General features: G+C 28.4%; 19 protein-coding genes. 1 reads left to right on the forward strand and 18 read right to left on the reverse strand.

Annotated features, from left to right (window positions below; translation table 11 throughout):
- Positions 1 to 584: 584 nt before the first annotated feature.
- The 17 genes from B2W91_RS06930 to B2W91_RS07010 all read right to left on the reverse strand — a co-directional run bounded on the left by B2W91_RS06930 (position 585) and on the right by B2W91_RS07010 (position 17,214).
- Positions 585 to 911 (reverse strand): DUF6054 family protein, encoded by a 327-nt coding sequence (locus tag B2W91_RS06930; protein WP_291579661.1) that lies wholly within the window; start codon positions 909 to 911, stop codon positions 585 to 587.
- 341 nt (positions 912 to 1,252) lie between these two features.
- Positions 1,253 to 1,978: a hypothetical protein gene (locus tag B2W91_RS06935; protein WP_291579662.1), complete on the reverse strand. Its 726-nt coding sequence runs from the start codon at positions 1,976 to 1,978 to the stop codon at positions 1,253 to 1,255.
- 242 nt (positions 1,979 to 2,220) lie between these two features.
- Positions 2,221 to 3,537 (reverse strand): D-alanyl-D-alanine carboxypeptidase family protein, encoded by a 1,317-nt coding sequence (locus B2W91_RS06940; RefSeq protein ID WP_291579663.1) that lies wholly within the window; start codon positions 3,535 to 3,537, stop codon positions 2,221 to 2,223.
- Between the two features lie 494 nt (positions 3,538 to 4,031).
- Positions 4,032 to 4,742 carry a lysoplasmalogenase gene (locus B2W91_RS06945; protein ID WP_291579664.1) on the reverse strand — a complete coding sequence of 237 codons (711 nt, stop codon included), beginning with the start codon at positions 4,740 to 4,742 and terminating at the stop codon, positions 4,032 to 4,034.
- Positions 4,743 to 4,956: 214 nt separating this feature from the next.
- Positions 4,957 to 5,676 carry a GntR family transcriptional regulator gene (locus tag B2W91_RS06950; protein WP_291579665.1) on the reverse strand — a complete coding sequence of 240 codons (720 nt, stop codon included), beginning with the start codon at positions 5,674 to 5,676 and terminating at the stop codon, positions 4,957 to 4,959.
- A 79-nt stretch (positions 5,677 to 5,755) separates the two neighbouring features.
- Positions 5,756 to 7,309 (reverse strand): citrate lyase subunit alpha, encoded by a 1,554-nt coding sequence (gene citF / locus B2W91_RS06955; RefSeq protein WP_291579666.1) that lies wholly within the window; start codon positions 7,307 to 7,309, stop codon positions 5,756 to 5,758.
- A 12-nt stretch (positions 7,310 to 7,321) separates the two neighbouring features.
- On the reverse strand, positions 7,322 to 8,200 hold the full coding sequence (locus B2W91_RS06960; protein WP_291579667.1) for an HpcH/HpaI aldolase/citrate lyase family protein: 879 nt from the start codon (positions 8,198 to 8,200) through the stop codon (positions 7,322 to 7,324).
- Complete coding sequence (gene citD / locus B2W91_RS06965) at positions 8,193 to 8,474, reverse strand: citrate lyase acyl carrier protein (protein ID WP_291579668.1); 282 nt, start codon at positions 8,472 to 8,474, stop codon at positions 8,193 to 8,195. The genes B2W91_RS06960 and citD overlap by 8 nt, the downstream gene beginning before the upstream one ends.
- 275 nt (positions 8,475 to 8,749) lie before the next feature.
- Complete coding sequence (gene citS / locus B2W91_RS06970) at positions 8,750 to 10,078, reverse strand: citrate/sodium symporter CitS (protein ID WP_291579669.1); 1,329 nt, start codon at positions 10,076 to 10,078, stop codon at positions 8,750 to 8,752.
- A gap of 712 nt (positions 10,079 to 10,790) precedes the next feature.
- Positions 10,791 to 11,321, reverse strand: a complete 531-nt coding sequence (locus tag B2W91_RS06975) for a chromate transporter (protein WP_291579671.1) — start codon at positions 11,319 to 11,321, stop codon at positions 10,791 to 10,793.
- A 1-nt stretch (position 11,322) separates the two neighbouring features.
- Positions 11,323 to 11,859 (reverse strand): chromate transporter, encoded by a 537-nt coding sequence (locus B2W91_RS06980; protein WP_291579672.1) that lies wholly within the window; start codon positions 11,857 to 11,859, stop codon positions 11,323 to 11,325.
- Positions 11,860 to 11,963: 104 nt separating this feature from the next.
- Positions 11,964 to 12,848 carry a LysR family transcriptional regulator gene (locus B2W91_RS06985; RefSeq protein WP_291579673.1) on the reverse strand — a complete coding sequence of 295 codons (885 nt, stop codon included), beginning with the start codon at positions 12,846 to 12,848 and terminating at the stop codon, positions 11,964 to 11,966.
- A 587-nt stretch (positions 12,849 to 13,435) separates the two neighbouring features.
- On the reverse strand, positions 13,436 to 14,218 hold the full coding sequence (locus B2W91_RS06990; RefSeq protein WP_291579689.1) for an MBL fold metallo-hydrolase: 783 nt from the start codon (positions 14,216 to 14,218) through the stop codon (positions 13,436 to 13,438).
- 110 nt (positions 14,219 to 14,328) lie between these two features.
- The gene (locus B2W91_RS06995; RefSeq protein WP_291579674.1) at positions 14,329 to 14,592 is read right to left on the reverse strand and encodes an ATP cone domain-containing protein; all 264 of its coding nucleotides are present in this window, start codon (positions 14,590 to 14,592) and stop codon (positions 14,329 to 14,331) included.
- Between the two features lie 174 nt (positions 14,593 to 14,766).
- Positions 14,767 to 15,123 carry a carboxymuconolactone decarboxylase family protein gene (locus B2W91_RS07000; RefSeq protein ID WP_291579675.1) on the reverse strand — a complete coding sequence of 119 codons (357 nt, stop codon included), beginning with the start codon at positions 15,121 to 15,123 and terminating at the stop codon, positions 14,767 to 14,769.
- A 345-nt stretch (positions 15,124 to 15,468) separates the two neighbouring features.
- Complete coding sequence (locus tag B2W91_RS07005; RefSeq protein ID WP_291579676.1) at positions 15,469 to 16,017, reverse strand: YcxB family protein; 549 nt, start codon at positions 16,015 to 16,017, stop codon at positions 15,469 to 15,471.
- 195 nt (positions 16,018 to 16,212) lie between these two features.
- Positions 16,213 to 17,214 carry a M42 family metallopeptidase gene (locus tag B2W91_RS07010; protein ID WP_291579677.1) on the reverse strand — a complete coding sequence of 334 codons (1,002 nt, stop codon included), beginning with the start codon at positions 17,212 to 17,214 and terminating at the stop codon, positions 16,213 to 16,215.
- 766 nt (positions 17,215 to 17,980) lie between these two features.
- On the opposite strand from B2W91_RS07010, the gene B2W91_RS07015 reads away from it, so the two are divergent.
- Positions 17,981 to 18,463, forward strand: a complete 483-nt coding sequence (locus tag B2W91_RS07015; RefSeq protein ID WP_291579678.1) for a tetratricopeptide repeat protein — start codon at positions 17,981 to 17,983, stop codon at positions 18,461 to 18,463.
- A 158-nt stretch (positions 18,464 to 18,621) separates the two neighbouring features.
- On the opposite strand, the gene B2W91_RS07020 is transcribed toward B2W91_RS07015, so the two are convergent.
- Positions 18,622 to 19,701 carry a M24 family metallopeptidase gene (locus B2W91_RS07020; RefSeq protein ID WP_291579679.1) on the reverse strand — a complete coding sequence of 360 codons (1,080 nt, stop codon included), beginning with the start codon at positions 19,699 to 19,701 and terminating at the stop codon, positions 18,622 to 18,624.
- Positions 19,702 to 19,791: the final 90 nt, after the last annotated feature.

Here is a 19,791-nt window from a genome sequence, read left to right on the forward strand (position 1 = left end):
GCATTTAATACCCCTCCAATAGTAAAGATTAAAATTACTCCCAATCCAACAAAAATTCCAGCTAAAGCAGAACTAACCAAATATTTACTCTTACTTTTCTTTAATGAATTACTTTTACTTAAAGCCGCATTACTTATTTTTTCTATTACATCAATAAACATATAATACTCCTCCTCAAGTTATCGTTAATATAGTAACAATATTCCTTTAAAATGTATGTGATTATTATCACATAACCTTTGAATTTTGTTATTTTTATCAATAGTATGAATATTATGTTTTTAAGTTACACACATATATATAGGGATACAATGTGAANNTAATAATTAAGAATGAAAAATTATGGATACTTCTCTTTTATAAGAGAAGTTTTAAATTGTTTTGTTTTTGAAGTGGTACAGTCACTTTCATTGAAAAGTTCATTTTAAGGAATTAATTTATAAAATTAATTTCAACCACAATTGTCAATTTTCCATTCTCAATTCTCAATTAGTTAAGTTTCCCAAAGGTTGAAAATTGAAATAAAAAAACATCTAAAATTTTTAGATGTTTTTTCTCTAACTTTGTATCTCTTTATAGTATTTCTAAATAATATATTCCTCCATAATATCTTTTACACTATAAGCAAAATCTTCTGATGCACCCCAGTCAAAATTTAAAAATAATCCTTGTGAACTTCCTGTAGAAATAGATTTTACAACAGTATCCCCTTTTAAATTATCTATAAGTACTACAAGTGCTACTCTATTACTTACTCTAAAAAAATATTTTTCAAAAATTAAAACCCCTGTAGCTTTTTCCTGATCTAAATCATTAAATTCGCTATAAACTAAATCAGCATTCACTTGATCTTGTATAATGTCAAAAGTCTCTCTAGGTGATAACCTAGCTTTAAAGTTACAACTTCCCATAGCCTCTCCTCTTTTCCATATAAAATTTAACATTTTGTTAAAATATTTTATATATATTTCTATTTTAAAATTGCCTCTTGCTATCCTATTGTTAAAAAATATCACTAAAAATAGCTAAATATATATTAGTTTTTGTTATAACATAATTTAAACTTTAACTATTTTCTCTCCTGCTATTAAAATAGTTAAGTAAAATTCTGCTTGAACATTTACATAAAAATAACAAAGATAATATCATTTTTCTAACAAATTTCTCTTAAATAAATATTGTAAGTTTTATACGTCATTATAAAATGATTTTATATAATTTTACAATTTAATTTTCTAGGAAATAATTTGAATTAATTATTTAAACATAATCTTATTATGAATTGATCATAAAGTTCATATAATTCTTCTCTAGAAATATTTCCATCATAAGAAAGCCTAATTAATTCTTTTCTCTTTTTAGTTAGCTCTAAAGCTTCTTTATCTTCATGATTAAGCACATCTATAAGCGGCTTTATTTCTTTAGTGAAACTGTTTCCTATAATCATATTAATCCCTTCATAGTATTGTATTAATGTATCTTTTTTGTCTTTTAAAGAACCAAACTCACTATCATAGCCATCTATTTTCTCTTGGGATACTTTTTTATAGCTTTCAATTGCCGCCTTAGCCTCATCAGTTGCATCTTCTAAAGGAATGATTTTCTCTTCACTCTTTTCTTCATTATTACTTTTTTCCCCTCTAAGCTTTTCTACTCTCTCCATTAAAGCCATAAAAGTAGTGTTGGGATATGAATAGCTTTTATTATCATAATGAAGATAAATATTTTCTGGATTTCTATATATTATGAGAGTGCAATTTTGTGAATCTTTTTCATAAAGTTCAAGTGAAATTCCTTCTTTACCTTCTACAAAGTCTTTACTTATTTCGTCTAAAGTTATGATAATCTTATTAGATTTTTCAATTATCTCTATTCCTTTTTCTCCCCAAATAAGTTTTGTCCCATTTTTAAAATTTATTATATAACTATCATTATTTATATTTTCATTCTTTTTAAATATATTTTTTAAAAATCCCATTATAACATTCTCCTTAATAAGCAATATGTAAAACAATTCACAACTTAAAACAATGCACAATTGTGGTTGAAATTAGTTTTAATCAAACTAATTTCTTTAATGAATTTTTAACTAGCAATGCGATTGCTAGTTATTCTGTGGCGAACACTGTTCGCCGCTACAAATAATCAATTTAAAATTTCTCAGTTTTTGCTGAGAAATATCCATAATTGTGAATTTTGCATTGTGCATTGTGAATTAAATTATTTTTTTCTTTTCTTGATCTCTTCCATTCTTTTCGTTCTCTTTTTTCTTTTTCTTGCATTTATTAATACATAAATAACTAATATAATAATAATTAATATAAATATATAAGTTACTAAATTTGCTTTAATTATGTTCCACAATGTTATAGTAGTAGTTATTTCTGATGATTTTGAAGCATCCCTTGTCTTTAATGTAACTGTTCCAAAGCTCTCTTCAAGCTTTCTCTTAAATATATCTCCTGTAATATCAAATTCTATTTTTGCTTCTTTATTATTTACTTCATTATTATAGTAAGTTAAGTCTTTAGAAATTATTATTGGCGCCTCTATAGTTTTTTTAGGACCAAAATATTTAAATAATTTATATTCTACAGGCAAAGTTTCAATTACATTTCTTGTCTTTAATTCAACTTCTTTATCTGCATTATTTTTATACTTATATACTGTAGGTAGTACATCATAGCTATAATCTATTATTTTTTTCATATCCTCAAAAACTACAGTATCAGCATCATTTAGCTTAGAGTTTAAAACTACCCCTATAATTTTTCTTCCGTCTCTTTCAAAGACAGTAAGAAGGCATCTTCCTGCCTTATCTGTATATCCGGTTTTTCCTCCTATACAGCTTTTATCATAAAATTCGCTATCTTCTCTTACAAATTTATTTGTATTCTTTATAGTAAAAGGCGCTCTTTCCCCTATAGCTAATTCTGTACTAGATGTTTTTACTACTTCTAAAAACTCCTCAATATTAAAAACTTTTCTAGCAAGTCTTGTAAGATCATAAGCTGTGCTTTTATGCTTATCAGTATAATCATCTAAACCATTAGGAGTCACAAAATTAGTATTATTCATACCTAATTCTTTTGCTCTTTTATTCATCATCTCCACAAAAGCTTTTCCGCCATCATCCTTACTAGGTATATTAGTAGCTAATGCGGTAGTCATATCATTTGCTGAAATTATCATCATACTTTTTAAAATATCAGATGCTAATATTTCTGCACCAACGTTTACATATGTATAAACTCCATTAATAGCTGTAGGTTCTTGCTCAGCTGCTTCTTGAGTGAAAATCAATTTTTCATCCATATTTACATTTTCACAAAGAAGCAGCGAACTCATAATCTTCGTAATAGAAGCTGGAAAGGTTGTGTTATCACCTTCTTTATAATAAATAATTTCTCCACTATCAAAATCTACAGTAATGGCATATTGGCCAACAATTTCTGGCTTGTCCAATGCAAAAACATTATGAGTGCTACTAAATATAATGATAATAGCCATTAGCAAAGTCATAAATTTCTTTTTCATATATACATCCTCCTTTAAGAGATATAAAAATTAGCTAAGTAAAATTTTACTTATGTTTTATGTAACATAAAAATATAGATTTCTTTATTTTCACCATTGAGTTTTAATGATTATATTATGCTTAATTTATCTTCATCTAAGAAACTTTCCAAAGAAAATTTTACTTTATTTAATCATAACATTAGTTACAATTTAGTAAATTACTTTTATAGAAAATCATAATAATAAAAACTAGAGAAGTTATCTAGTTTTTATTATTATAATCAATGATTTTACATTAAGATCATAAAATACACTGTTTTAATAATGAAAAATATTCTTTTAATTATTAAATAGATATTTTATTTCCTATATATAAAAAACAAGTCTGCTACAAAAACCCTTTACTATTTGATTATTTTATTATAAATATAAATAATTTATATTTATTTATTAGTTTTTAAAGCTTCTCATATTTTAAATATTTAAAGTAATTCATATGCACTAATCAAAGGCTACAATAATGCCAAAGTATAAATTATGCACATTTGCGCTGGCACATAGGTTAACCACACCCAAACCGATTGATTTTTAGGTCCTTTTTCTTTTATCTCTGATAACCCTATTAAAAAGTCTGAAAGAATAAAAAGTAGTGCACCTACAGTAGTCATCCACCATGCTCCACTTACAGTTAGAGATATACTTATTGCAAAGCTTGCCATAGTACAAATAACTAATGCATATACTAATGCTACTATATTCAGTGTTGAGCTCTTAGTAGAATTAAATACAAATACTCTCCAAAGAATTATGCAAAATATATACATTCCAATTAAGATAAAAACTAGATAATTCAAATTTTCCTTATAGGCAGCTATAGCTTTAAAATATGCTAAAATATAAAAAATATGGGCAAGTGAAAAAAATGACATACCTCCAATTAACCTATTTTTTAATTTTATTATACTGGCCATAATCATATCTCCTATAGCTGAGAAAAACATTCCTAGTAAAATCAGCAATGAATAGTTTCTTAATATTTCAAAATTGTTTCTCCATAATAAAAATGCCACAACTATCATAGAAAAGCTAAAACACATTTTTATCACTAAATTAAGTTCTCCATCCTCTTTTCCTATTTCATTCATTTTCCTTAACACATAAATTCCATCTAGTACTATTATAAGTAGCTGTAAAATTGAAACAATAATTAAAAAAACTCTCACTTTTACCCTCCATACCATATTTATAGAAATTTACAGTGCTATATTAAATTAAAAATTTATTTAAAGTAGAATTCAAATAGTGAAAATAAAGAGCTATAAGAGTTTTGTAGCAAAACTTGAATTGATCTATCTATATACTATTATATTAAATTAAAGTAAAAAGATGGTAACGAATTCGTCGAGTTACCATCTTTTAAAAAACTTTTTATCTAACTTATATATTATTTTCTGCATTATTAGTTACACATGCCATTTCATCGGATTTTTTATTAAATACTTTTATAAATCTTTTTTTGGCTCGTCTAACATGTTCTCTAGCATACTCTTCCGCTTTATTATCATCACCAACTTCTATGGCTTTAATAATAATTTTATATTCTTCTACAGCCTCTTTTTGAAGTTCTTCATCATATAGTGTAAGCAATCTAAATCTTCTAAGGTGGTCATGTAATTCCTTCGCACCCTGAGTAAGAATTTTATTTTGACTTTGAGCCATCAGCATATCATTCCACTGATTGTTCATTTCAAATAATTCTTCACGCCTGTGAATTCCAATACATTCTTCCATATTACTAATAATTTCTTTTAATACATTTATATTTTTTCTTGAAATATTATTACAGGTAAGCCTTGCTGCTAATCCTTCTAAAACTTCTCTAACATCATACATTTCAAGAGCATCTTCTAAAGATATACCATTTACAACAGTTCCTTTTCTAGGAGCATTAGTTGCCAATCCTTCGAGCTCAAGCTGTCTTAATGCTTCTCTAACTGGAGTTCTACTTATACCCATAGCCTCTGCAATTGTAGTTTCTACTAATCTATCTCCAGGTTTTAATTTATTGTTAAATATAGCTTTTCTTAAATTATCTAAAACTATCTCTCTTATAGGTCTTTCATCTTTTCCATCTATCTTATCTAAGAATCCTTCCAAAGTTACCACCTCCATATGCAATTATATATTATAAAAAGCGAGAAGAAAACCATCCCCCCGCTTATTTATTAATAATGAACTATCTTTTTACTTTTCTTATTACATCCATTACTGTTCCATCTCTGTACTCTATTACACCTACAACTTCATCTTCAAAATCTACTTTATCTGGTTTTCCTGTAAAACTTTCAGCAAGTAATTTTAACTCTTCAATAGACATTAAAGGTAGTTTTGTATCTTTGAGTGCTTCTATTAAATCGCTTCTCTTCGGATTAACAGCTATTCCTCTTTCAGTTACAACTACATCTATATTTTCGCCTGGTGTAACTACAGTAGTAACATCATCTACAATTATAGGGATTCTCTTTCTAATAAGTGGTGCTACTGCAACGGTCAATTTAGCCCCTGCCGCTGTATCAGGATGTCCTCCCTGCGCTCCCATTATTATCCCTGTTGAGCCGGTCATAACATTTACATTAAATTTTGTATCTATTTCTGTTGCAGATAACATCATTATATCAAGTTGATGAGCAACACATCCTTTATTGTGAGGATTTGCATACATTGAAGCAGACATTTCAATGTGATTCGGATTTTTCTTCATTGAAGCTGCTGCTGCTGCATCAAAGGTTTGCGTATCAAGTAACGCTTTAAACAAGCCCTCCTCTAATAATTCTACAAGTGTTGAAGTTATTCCACCTGAAGCAAAAGAACCGACTATATTATTTTCTAACATATACTCTCTTAAATTTCTAGCAACTGCAAGAGATGCGCCACCACTTCCAGCTTGGAATGAAAAACCTTCTTTAACTAATCCTGAAGATATTAAAACTTCCGCTGCATACTCAGCTATTAAAAGTTCCGTAGGACTTTTTGTAACTCTAGTTGCGCCAGTAGCAATTTTTGAGGGATCTCCTATCTCATCTACTACTACCACATAATCTACCGATGTTTGATCTATGCTAGCAGGATATAATGGATAATCCACTAAATTATCAGTAATAGCAACAACTTTATCTGCATATTTAGCATCTACCATTGGGTATCCCATAGAACCAAAAGCAGATTTTCCATCTCTTCCATTCATATTTCCCATAGGATCACAAGCAGGAGCCGCTATAAAAGCTACATCAATTTTAACTTCTCCTGATTCAATAGCTCTAGCTCTTCCGCCATGAGTTCTGAATATCACTGGTTTTCCTAATATATTATTTAATGAAACCTCTTGACCTAACTTTCCTCTAAGCCCACTAGTTTGAAGTCCTGTAACTACTCCATTGTTTATATGATCAAGTAGTGGCTCATGTGCTCCTGTTAATGAAGAAGCGCATATAGTTATATCTTTTATTCCAAGACTAGCAATTTCATTCATAACCATATTTAATATATAATCACCATTTCTTAAATGATGATGAAAAGATATAGTCATGCCATCTTTAACTTCAGCTTTAAGTATTGCTTCCTTTATGCTTGGAAGTATTTTTTCTACTCCTGGAATAAAAAGTGACTTCATTGGTGCATATTTTCTTCCTTCCACTCCCATTTCGAAGATTCCTTTATAAGGTTTTACTTCTCCATATCCTTCTATATATTTAGGTAATTGTCTTCCAACAGCGTTAACTATTTGTTCCATTGTTCTCCCCCCTTATATAATTCCTGCGCCTTTTGCTAATGAAACTACTCTTTCTGCCTTTTGAATTACAGGAACATCAACCATCTTTCCATCTACAGTAATTACTCCAATTCCCTTTTCTTCAGCTTCTTTAGCTGCATTAATAATAATCATTGCTTTCTCAACTTCTTCCTTAGTTGGCGTAAAGATTTTATGAACTTGTTTTACCTGTGATGGATGTATGCAAGATTTTCCCGAAAAGCCTAATCCTTTTGCATCTTTAGCCTCTTCTATAAAGCCTTCCATATCACCTAAGTTTGCATAAACTGTGTCAATAGAATCTACACCTGCAACACTAGCAGCTAAAACTATTTGACATCTTGCGAAAAAAAGCTCTCTAGCAGCTTTAGTTCTATCAACACCTAAAGTTCTTGTAAAGTCCTCCGCCCCAATAGATATAGCTACAACTCTCTTACTAGCCTGTGCTATTTCAAGAGCGTTTAATACTCCTTTTGGAGTTTCAATAGCAGCTTGTATCTTTATTGACCCCTTTTCTAAATTATTTTCATCTTCTAATTTAGTAAGTAATTCATCCAGTTCTATGATATTTTCTTTGGATTCACTCATAGGAAGTCTTATATTTTTTAATCCGGCCTTAACCAGCTCTTCAACATCTTTTTTACCAAATTCAGTATACAATGGATTTACTCTAGCAAAAACCTCACTTTTACTATAATCTATAGTCTTTAAAGCTTCACATAATAAATCCCTTGCACTATCCTTCTCATTATAAGCTACTGCATCTTCCAAATCGAATACTATACAATCAGCTCCATATACAGGGGCATTCATTAACATTTTAGGATCACTTGCAGGGCAAAATAACATACTTCTTCTTAATTTCTTATTCATTTTTATTCCCCCTAGCTCTTTTAATTGCTGTTTTTACTCTTGCTTTTATAACAAAATCCAATGCTCCAAAGTCTTCAACTTCAACCTTAGCATTTTCCACATTTAGTTCACTTAATGCTTCTCTTACAGCAATCTCCATATGTTTTCCAAAAATCTTTTTAATTTTGCTTTTTATATCAATAGTTATCCCTTCTACTTCATCTAATTGAACTTTTACTAAAACGTCATCTGATTTTTCATTTCCAGCTATACCCATCATAATAAAACTTCCCATCCTTTCCCTCTACTATAATTTATATAGGGTTTCAAAATAAAAATTTAACTTGTATATAATTTTAATTTCCATAATAAAAATCTTTTTCTATGAATGAAAAATTAANNTCCTAAATTCTTCATTCTTCATTATTAATTCTTAATTTCTAAGGACTTAAGCCATTTTTATAAAAATTTTACTTTTCAGAGTATATTTTAAAATTTCACCTTGTATCCCTATATTATGATTAAAGATTAAAGGTATAAGAAATTACTTATACCTTTAAAATGTCTTACCTATGCAAATAAGCCAAATACTACGCTTGCAATAACAAGCATTATTCCTCCACCAATTCTTGATGAAATTTGAGCAAAAGATATAAGTTCCATTCTCTTAGCAGCACCTAGAACTGCTAAGTCTCCTGAACCACCTCTATTAGCCATACATAAACCTGCTGTTATAGCTGTTTCTATTGGGTAGAATCCTACTAACATTCCAAGTAGCGCTGAACCTACAACCGCTCCTACAACTATAAATCCTGCAATTATTAAATTTGAAAAAGTCAATGCTGCAATTATTTCTCCAAGGTCAGTATAAGCTACTCCAACACCTATCATAATAACCCATAAAAACTTTGATGAAAAGAAACTTTGAAGGGTTTTAGCACCTTGCTTTAATTCTTCAGGTATTAAGTTAAATATGTTAAATATTGAAACGAATAAAACCATATAGGCAAATGTATGAATTTGAACTCCACCAACAGATGGAAGTATTTTTTTAGACATTAACGTTCCTAGTATATAGAAACCTGTTGAAAGAACTAATCCTGCTGCAATTTCTTTATGTGTAATCTTAAGGCCTGATTTTTGTTCTTCTGCTGAAAAGCTATTAGCTTTTATTAAATTACCATTTCCAGTTAATGATGGCTTTTTATCTCCTAATTTGTTTAAAAGAGCACCCATAAATATTGAGATAATATTTGCAATTGTTAATATTGGAAAAGCAAAAGATAAAAATTCTTTTGGATCTCCTCCTGTAACAGATTTATATATCTCTGACATAGGTATTGCACCTGCACCAGTTCCACCACCCATTATAGGTAAAACATATTTCATTGCAACCTCTATTGGTGAAACTCCCGTTATAAGTCCTCCTATAGCTCCAAATATAAATGCTCCTAATATACCTGCTAATATTGCTGGTATATATCCTGTAAGAGCTTTAACTAATAATTTTCTATTAACAGCCAGTATACTTCCTGTTATTAATACTGATATAAATAAGTTCAAGAAATCTGCATCATCCATAAAAAATTTGATGCTTTCAATAGTTGATTCTGGCATAATTCCTTTATAAACTAAGTAAGCTGACCCTAAAAAAGCAAGTATTGCTCCTCCTCCAACATACTCCTTCCATATAGGAATTCTATCTCCGATTTCACCAAATATTATTCCTAAAATAAACATTACTGCAAAAGCTCCTGTTATTTCTTTAGGAACAATATCGTACATTGATGCCGCAATTACTATTATTGCAAATATTGCAAATAAATATAGAGGCATTCCAAATACTTTAAAATGTTGTTTCTCACTAATGGTATTACTTGTTTTTTCCTCGGTTTTCATAGTTTAACCCCCTATAAAATAATATCCTAACCTATTTGTATACATTTTCACCATATTGTATACAATTCTTATGTATACAATATATCATTCTCGTATACATTTTCGCAATAACTTTATATGAATTTTTTCATAATTTTCTATTTTTCATTGAATGGTTTATTTTTTATTAAATGGTTTATTTAGCTGAAAAACATGACTAATTTGCAATTGGACAATAAATTATAACCTACAAATAGGTTTTTTATTTCTTAAATTTAAATAAAATTTTATTATAATTTATAAGTTAATTTAAAAATCATATAAATTTCTTTTAAATAGATTTCCCTAAAAAGTAAGGATTATTTAATAAAAGGTTCTGTTCCTAAATATACTGCACCTAAGGTGAAATCTTATAGAATTGAAAATTGGCAATTTGGAATGAAGAATTATTGATACTTCTCTTTTATACGAGAAATTCTAAATTTATTTCTTTTCAAAGTGCTGCAGCCACTTTTATTGAAAAATCTATTTAAAGAAATCAATTTGCAAGAATTAATTTTCACCGCAATTGAGAATTTTCCATTTTCAATTCTCAATTGATTAAGTTCCCCAGAGATGTAAATTAGCATATATTTTCATCAAAAAATAGAAAGCCAGTAATAAAAATACTGACTTTTTTACATTAACAAAACTATTTTTGCCTCAATGATCTATTACTAAATCAATTTATTATTTAAAATACTCCATAGAGTATTACCCCTAAAATTCCAGCTACAACAATTACGAGTATAGGATGCAATTTTGATTTTAAACTAATAATTAATATTATTGCTCCAATTATTATAGATTTAATATCTAAATAAGATTGCTTGGCTAGAGATAAAAATGCACTTATAATAAGTCCAATTAATGCTGGTCTCATCCCCATTAATGCTGATTTCATAACCAATGAATTTTTAAATTTTAATACACAATGAGTTGCTATTGAAACTAGTATAAACGGGAATGTTACAACACCAAGAGTTGCAAAGAAACTTCCCCAAAATCCGCTAATTGTATATCCAACAAAAGTAGCCGAATTAATTGATATAGGTCCAGGTGTCATCTGTGAAATTCCTATTATATCTAAAAACTGAGAAGAGCTTAACCAATGATTTGTTGTTACTATTTCTCTTTCAATTAAAGGTAACATGGCATAACCACCGCCATAGCCAAAAACGCCTATTTTAAAAAAACTTAAAAATAATTTTATAAGCATATCCATATTAAGCCACCTGCTCTCTTAAAAAAATTATTCCATAAATAGCAGAAATGAAAATCATTATAACTGGGTGAACATTAAAAATTGTAATTGCTAATACACAGGTTGCTGTTATAAGAATATTGATTGTACTCTTTTTTACAGACTTGGATAAACTTTTTACAGCAAGTAATACGAGCATAGGTACCGCTCCTGTAATACCTTTAAACACATTATCTACTATAGGATTTTCTCTAAATTGCATAAAAAAAACAGCTATAGTGAGTATTATTAAAAATGAAGGCAATATTACTCCTAATAAGGCAAGAATTGCGCCTAAAACGCCTCCTAGTTTATATCCTATAAATAAAGATGAGTTTACTGGCAATGCTCCAGGGAAACTTTGTGCTATTACAAGTATATCTGTAAACTCTTCTTTTGAAATCCATTTTTTTGATTCAACTACCTCTCTTTCAATTAAAGGAATCATGGCATATCCTCCACCAAAAGTAAAAGCACCAATCTTAAAAAAACTTAAAAACATTATAATTAACTCTTTCATAAAACTCCTCCGCTTTCTTCTTAAACATAAGCAATATGCTAAAGAAAGAATATAAAATTTCATTGTTTTTCAATTCTAATCTATAAGTTAAATACATAAAATATTTAGTTACTTTCATAACAAAAGTTTATAAAGTCATTTATAAACTCCATTTCCTTTTCGCTAATATATATAAAGTTAAATTCTCTAAGCATACTAAAATTGTTTATTGGAACAACTACAATGGTCCCCTGCTCTAGCTCCCTTTCTATTGCCTCTCTCGATATGATTGTATATCCTGCATTATATTCTACTAGAGATACTAAAGAAGTAATGCTTCCAACCTCCATGTGGGTATTGATGGTATCCGGGCTATATCCTCTCCTAATTAATTCACTTTCAAATATTTCTCTAGTACCTGACCCTTGTTCTCTTAATAATAAGTTTCCTTCTAAAACTTCCTCAAGTTCAACAGATCTTCTATTGGCAAAATCATGATTAGGTGAAACAGCCAAAATAAGTTCATCATCTTTAAATTTCTTAAATTTAAATTTCTTTTTATCAAAAGGTCCTTCTACTATAGCCAATTCAATTTCTCTATCTATAAGCTTCTTTAAAATAATATTTGTGTTATCCACATGTAAAGTTATATTTACATTGTTATTAACATCTTTATATTTACCTAAGATACTTGGTAATACATATCCACCAATAGTCATAGTAGCTCCAATACGATGCCTTCTTATAATAGATGAAGAATCCTTTAGTTTTTCTTCCATCTTCTGTGACATTGCGTACATTTCCTTAGCGTATTCTAAAAGAATTTTCCCTTCTTCCGTAAGCTTTAAATTTCTTCCTTCTTTTTTTATAAATTTTACTCCATAATGTGATTCTAAATATTGTACTTGCTGATACACAGCAGGCTGAGTTAAATTTAAAATTTCAGCTGCTCTAGTAAAGTTATTAGTTTTAGCCACAGTTATAAAAGTAATGAGTCTTGAATCAATCATTTTTATATCACCTTAAAATAGACTTTTATTCTATTCATAAACCTTTCTTATTGATATTTAACGATTTAGTAATGTTTTATTTATTATAAAATTCTTTCTAGGAAAAATTTCATCCTTTTAATTTTTAAATAATATAGATATCCTACTTCTAAATTCAAAATTCACAGTTCACAATTCACAATTTCGGATACTTCCTCAGTGGTAACTAAGAAATTTAGAATTGATTAACCGTAGCGGCGAACTTAATTCAATNNNNATTGCTAGTCAAAAATATGTTTAAAGAAATTATTTTGCCTAAGAATAATTTCATCCTTAACTGTGCATTGTGAATTGTGCATTGTGCACTGTTTTAAGTTGTGAATTGAAATACTTAAGAGTGTAGTTATATTTAGCTATAAATCAATTTTTAAGGTAGTTTATCTATATATCTTTCTCTCTTAATAAAATTGTAGCATAGGTTTACTATAATAAAAACTTATAATAATTTATAAAACTATAAATTTTACTTATAGTAAATCCATATCTTATTTCAAAAAATAAATAGACAACGAAGAAAAAATTTTCTAGCGTTGTCCAATATTTATCTACTAGAACTGAATACTAAATCCATTAAATTTATGTATTCCAGTTCCGTGCTTTATGAGATTTTTCTCTCTAAGCTCTTTAACAGCTTTACTTACCTCATCAAGTATATTTATATCCGAACCCAATTGATTATGTGCTCCATAAATTTTCCTTACATTTGGAATTTTTGTTATCTTCTCTAAAGAATTAATTAAATCTTCTGGATTTGTGGTTGGATAATGAGCATATATTATTCCTTCATATAGCAAATCTCCAGTATATAAATAACCTTTTTTATTATCAAAAATTGAAATGTGACCTGGTGAATGTCCTGGCGTATGATAAATGACCAGTTCCCTACTTCCAATATTTATATTATCTCCATCATGTAATAGAGCTGTTGGTATTCCTTGAAATGGCTTATATGTGTTTGGATTAAAAGTATTAGGTACAGTTTTTGTAATATCACGTGCTACATCTTTCCTTATTTGCTCAATTGAAAGCTTTTTTATTCCATTTATAAGCCAATCTTCCTCTGCTTCATGTACAAATATATTTTTATATTGGTTGTGGCCTCCAGTATGATCCCAGTGAACATGAGTAGTAAGAACTAATATTGGCAGTGATGTAAGCTGATCTGTTATTCTTCTGATGTTATCTATACCTAATCCGGTATCAATTAATACTGCTTTCTCTTCTCCTAATAATAAATAAGAATGAACTTTTTCCCAATGTCCATATTCACTTATAGCAAATGTCTCACTGTCAATTTCCTCAATTGTAAACCAAGAATCCATGATTTCCATCACTCTAAAATCCCCCTCTTTTTACTATGTTACTAATCAAATTATAATAAATTTTATTTAAAAAACTCCAAAGGTGTTGCCTTTGGAGTTTTAGCTTCAATTGTGAATTATTAATAAGCTCCTTTGCAGTAGCCATCCGCAATTTTATTAAAACCTTCTTGTTTTAATATTATTATAATTAACCCAAAGACTTCATAGGATGAAGTTAAGTCCCTATTCATACTTTTAAGTTTACTTTCAATAGATCTACAAAGGGATGTTAAATCTCCTTCTGTTAATGGTTGTTCTACATCATCTGAAGCCTTACTTACCGTATTTTTAATTTTATTAACCCTAAATTCTTCAATTCTACCATCTTTCTTTATAATTTTCATTGGTTTCACCTCTTTTTAAATCCAATTTATTTTAGTATAAATTAAATTTTCACAATATTCAACCTAATGTACTTATAATATAATAAATTTCAGATTTTATTCACTTTAGCCTATAATATAAAAAAAAGAAATTCCATATGGAATTTCCTTTTAAATATATTTTAAACTCATATATTACTTTTGAAAATCGTCTTTAAATTCCTCTATTGAATCTTTTAAAAGAGTTACGCTATAAGCAACTGATGGTCCTCCACCAAAGCCTATAGCTACCATTGCAGATTCCATAATTTCTTCTGGAGTTGCTCCAGCTTTTAGCGCATTATATACATGGACTACTATACAGTATTCACATCTACTAAATACAGCTATTCCTATACTTATAAGCTCTTTAGTCTTTACATCAATCTCGCCGTCTTTACCTGTTTCTCCCAAAAAATTCATGAAAGCTTTCATTTCTTTTCCATTTGTTTTTGATACAGATTGCACACCTGACATAAATTCATTTAACATTTTTCTTGGACTTTTACTCATAATACCCCTCCTAGCAATTCCTCTACACTTTGAATTAATTGTAACAATGTTTTCATATTATTACAATAATTGTAGAAACATTAACTATTTGATATTTATATATACTAAGGAACATCTATAGGGATTTTGTATAAAAACTTAGAATAATATATAATTAAGTCGAAAATAATTCAAGAGGTGGAAAGGTGGCGAACACTATTCACCGCTACAATATCTATTAAAGAAATTATTTTANNATTATTTTATCTAAAAATAATTCCCACATTAATTGTGCATTATTCTAAGTTCTGTATTAATAAAAAAAGCTATGAAATATTTATTATTTAACATTTCATAGCCTAAAATTTACTTAATTTTTATTTTTTCTGCTGTAAGTTTTCTTTTCATTATATCTTTTAAAATAGTTATATCATCATTACTATTAAAAGCTCTTTTAGGAATTATCATAGATTTGATATCTCCTAAATAGATAAATATACTGTTTTTTGATTCTGTTACTTTAAAAATGTTATCCCAACCTATATTGTTATTACTTGATTTGCTAATTAATAAAATCCCATCATCATTTATAATATAATTTTGTTCTTCCTGTAAACGTCTTTGACTTTTAAAAACCTTTTTTGAATGAAAAGCAATTAGAAAATAAAAAGCTAATAAAATTAGGCTGACAAGCAAAATCCCTGTAGGCATTGCAATAATAAATATTTTCTTTAATAATTGAGCATCCATACCATTAGAAAATATTTTGAAAAGCATTGTAGCTATAAATAAAACAAAATATAAAATAGCAGCTCCATAAAAATGTTTTTTACTATGATGAATATTAAAATCTTTATAATCTTTAAATTCAAGCTTAAAATTAGCTTTTACTTCATTTTTCTTCAAGTTATCCATAACTCTCCTCCATATTTTAATCTTATGCTTTTATAATACATTAAGGAATAATTGATTGTAAACCTTAATTATAGATCATAAATATTTATTATTAGAAATTATGTTTATTTTATGGAAAATTTAATAAATATATGTAATACTAAAAAATTCTCTACAAGATCTTTCAAAACCTGTAGAGAACCTTTTAATATTATTTTATTCTTCGAAGTTAAACTCCCTATCTACATATTTAGCTAACAATTCAATAGATGCCTCTATGTCCTTCATATTTACAAAGGCATTTGGCCCATGGACATATCTCATTGGTGCAGATATTCCAGTACACCTTACTCCAAAATTTGATCTATTTATAGCTCCTACATCGGTACCTCCAGCATAAATAACATCTCGTTGATATTTTATATCATTTTCCTCACAACATTTAATCATTTCTTCAACTAAATATTCATCACAAATTACGCTGCCATCAGATATTTTTACAGCAGTTCCAGCACCTAAAGCATTACTTCCTACTCCACTATTAGGATAATCATTAGCAATAGTACCATCTAAGGCTATACCTATATCTGGATTTATCCTATTTGCTGCTACAGTAGCACCTCTTAGACCAAGTTCTTCTTGAGTAGAAAATACACAGTATATATCATTATACGGCTTTTCTATTTTTTTAAGAGCTTCCGCTAATATATAACAGCCTACTCTATTATCTAATGCTTTTGCACATACATTATCATTTTTAAGCTCTACAAATTCCCCAATATATGCTGCTACATCTCCAATTTTAATATATTTTGATGCTTCCTCTTTAGATTGTGCCCCAATATCTATATATAACTTTGTTATATCTTTTTTAACACTTTCAATCTCACAGGAGTTAGAAATAACTCCTATCGTTCCATTTCTAAACTTAACTCTACTCATTATAGTAGGTATTATAAAAATTCCACCTAAAGCTCTAACTATTATAGTACCTTTATCCTCAATCTTCATTACTTGGAACCCAATTTCATCCATATGAGCAGAAGCCATTATTTTTTTCTTATTCTCTCCATATCCTTTTTTGACCACAATTAAGTTTCCTAGTGGATCAGTAATAATATCATCAGCATAATTCTTAATTTCTTCTTTTATAACCCCTCTAATTTCTTTTTCGTATCCACTTACACCAAAAGCTTCCGTTAATTTTTTTAGAAACATATATTTATCCCCCCAATTAAAATCTATTTATAAAGTAATTTCTACAATACTTATTAAACTCCTTTTTATTCCACTGAAATAAAACTCATGTTTAATTATTTATATGAATTTTATAATAAAATATATTTAAATTTTAAAAATTTATTACAAATTAAAATATTATTGTAATACTTTAATATACATTATATATAGATGTACCACTTTTAAATTTGATCTATCCCTGAGAATAATTAACATTTATTCCATAGCGACGAACACTGTTTGCCTCTATAATAAAACACTAGCAAATGTAGTGTCTCCACAGTGTTAGTTAAATTTATTAGTATCGTTCCGAGTTATACTGCACCTCAGGGGAACTCATGTACAATTGAGAATTAACGATTGACAATGGAGAATTATGGAGAATTATTGATACTTCTCTTTTATAAGAGAAGTTCTAAATTTATTTCTTTTTAAAGTGACGCAGTCACTTTTATTCAAAAATCTATTTAAAGAAATTGATTTATAAAAATTAATCTCCACCACAATTGTCAATTCTCCATTTTCAATTCTCAATTGATTAAGTTCCCCATAGGTGGAAAACTAGCAATTGTATTGCTAGTTAAAAAATCTATTAAAGAAATTATTTTGATTAAAAATAATTTCCTCCTTAACTGTGCATTGTGAATTGTGCACTGTGCACTAATATAAATTGTGCACTAATATAAGTTGTGAATTAACATATCAAAATAAATATTTATTATTAAATCATAGAGAGGGGATTAACATGAATAGAGATTTGGATTTAGCAATTAACTTAAGAAAAAGTGGTAAACTAAGAGAATCTAATGAACTGTTGGTTGAGCTAGCAAACGCACATCCTGAAGATGCTATGATAAATTATCATTGTGCCTGTGGATTAGATGCTTTAGGTTTAGACGTACATGCTATACATTATTACGAAAATGCGATATATGGTGAGCTGCCTAGGAATGATTTACAGGAAGCAATAATAAATTTAGGAAATAATTATAGAGCTTTAGGTAGATACGTTAAAGCAAGACAAGTATTTGAATATGGATTAAATATATTTCCTAAAAATAATGCAATTAAAGTATTTTATGCAATGACATTATACAACTTAAAAGAGCATGAAAAATCCATAGAAATCTTATTAAAAGTTTTAGCTAAAACTTCAAATGATGAAAATATAATGAGATACAAAAAAGTATTACAATTTTATTCTGACAAACTAGATATGAGATGGTAATTTACTTAAATTTTATATAAAACTTACTCTCAAAAGCTCTAAAGACTTCAACGATGGAGTTTTGCTCATAATTCTTTATTAGACATCCTAATTTTACAATAATACTTCATGGCTAATTGTAAAAAAATTATGGAGATATTTCTATCTCCATAATCTTTTTATCCAATAACTTTTAATTCTTTATCATATTTATTTAAAACTTCACAACCATCCTCTGTTACTAATACCAAGTCTTCTATCCTTACCCCAAATTCTCCTGTTAAATATATCCCCGGTTCAATAGAAAATATCATTCCCGGTTTTACTACATCCGTATTTATTGAAGATACATCACCAAAATCATGAACTTCTATGCCTATAGAATGTCCTGTTCTATGGGTGAAATATTTGCCATAGCCAGCTTTCTCTATGTGATCTCTTGCCGCTGCATCTATATCACAAAATCTTACTCCCGGCTTAACTACTTCTATAGCCTTTTTATTTGCTTCTAGAACAATATTATAAACCTCTTTTGCTTTATCGGATACAGACTTATAAAAAACTGTTCTTGTCATATCTGAGCAATAAGAATTTTTTAAACATCCTATATCTATAATTATGCTATCTCCTTCTTTTACCATAGAACCATCTACTTCATGATGGGGATCTGCTCCATTAGCTCCGTAAGCAACTATAGGACTAAATGAATAACCATCAGCTCCCATACCTTCATAAATATCTAAAAGCATCTGAGCCATTTTCTTCTCACTATATTTCTCTTTAGATAATAGGCCTATGATTTTTTCCATTGCCATATCATTTGTTTTTGAAGCATCTCTCATTAAGTCTTTTTCTTCTTCATCTTTGAACATTCTTACAGTATCAAGGACAGGAGAGCCATTAATAAATTTGCATCCTTCAGTAAATTCCATAAGTCTTAATAAAAATCTTGACGGCCAATTTTTATCAATTCCTATTACCTTTGAGTTATCAACATATTTAGAAATTATCTCCACACCATCCTGTGAATCATTAAACCATATTTTTTCAATTCCTAAGTCCTCATAAACTGGAAATAATTCGTTTAAAAACAGTTTATGATTTCCTTCTATATTTAAATAAAGTGCAAGCAGTCTTTCACCTGGACTAATCCACTTGCCTGTTAAATAAAATATGGATGGTGGATCACATACTATGATTTGTGGTATATTTTGCTCTTTCATCACTTTTAGAACTTTATTAAGTCTTTCTATCTTCATATTATATAAACCGTCGTTGCCAAAATTCTATAAAATCATCTAAGTTTTTATTTTAGTGATTATGGTACTTTAGTTTTGGCAACCCCCTTT

Source organism: Clostridium sp. UBA6640, from assembly GCF_002455975.1.
Classification (GTDB): domain Bacteria; phylum Bacillota; class Clostridia; order Clostridiales; family Clostridiaceae; genus Clostridium_J.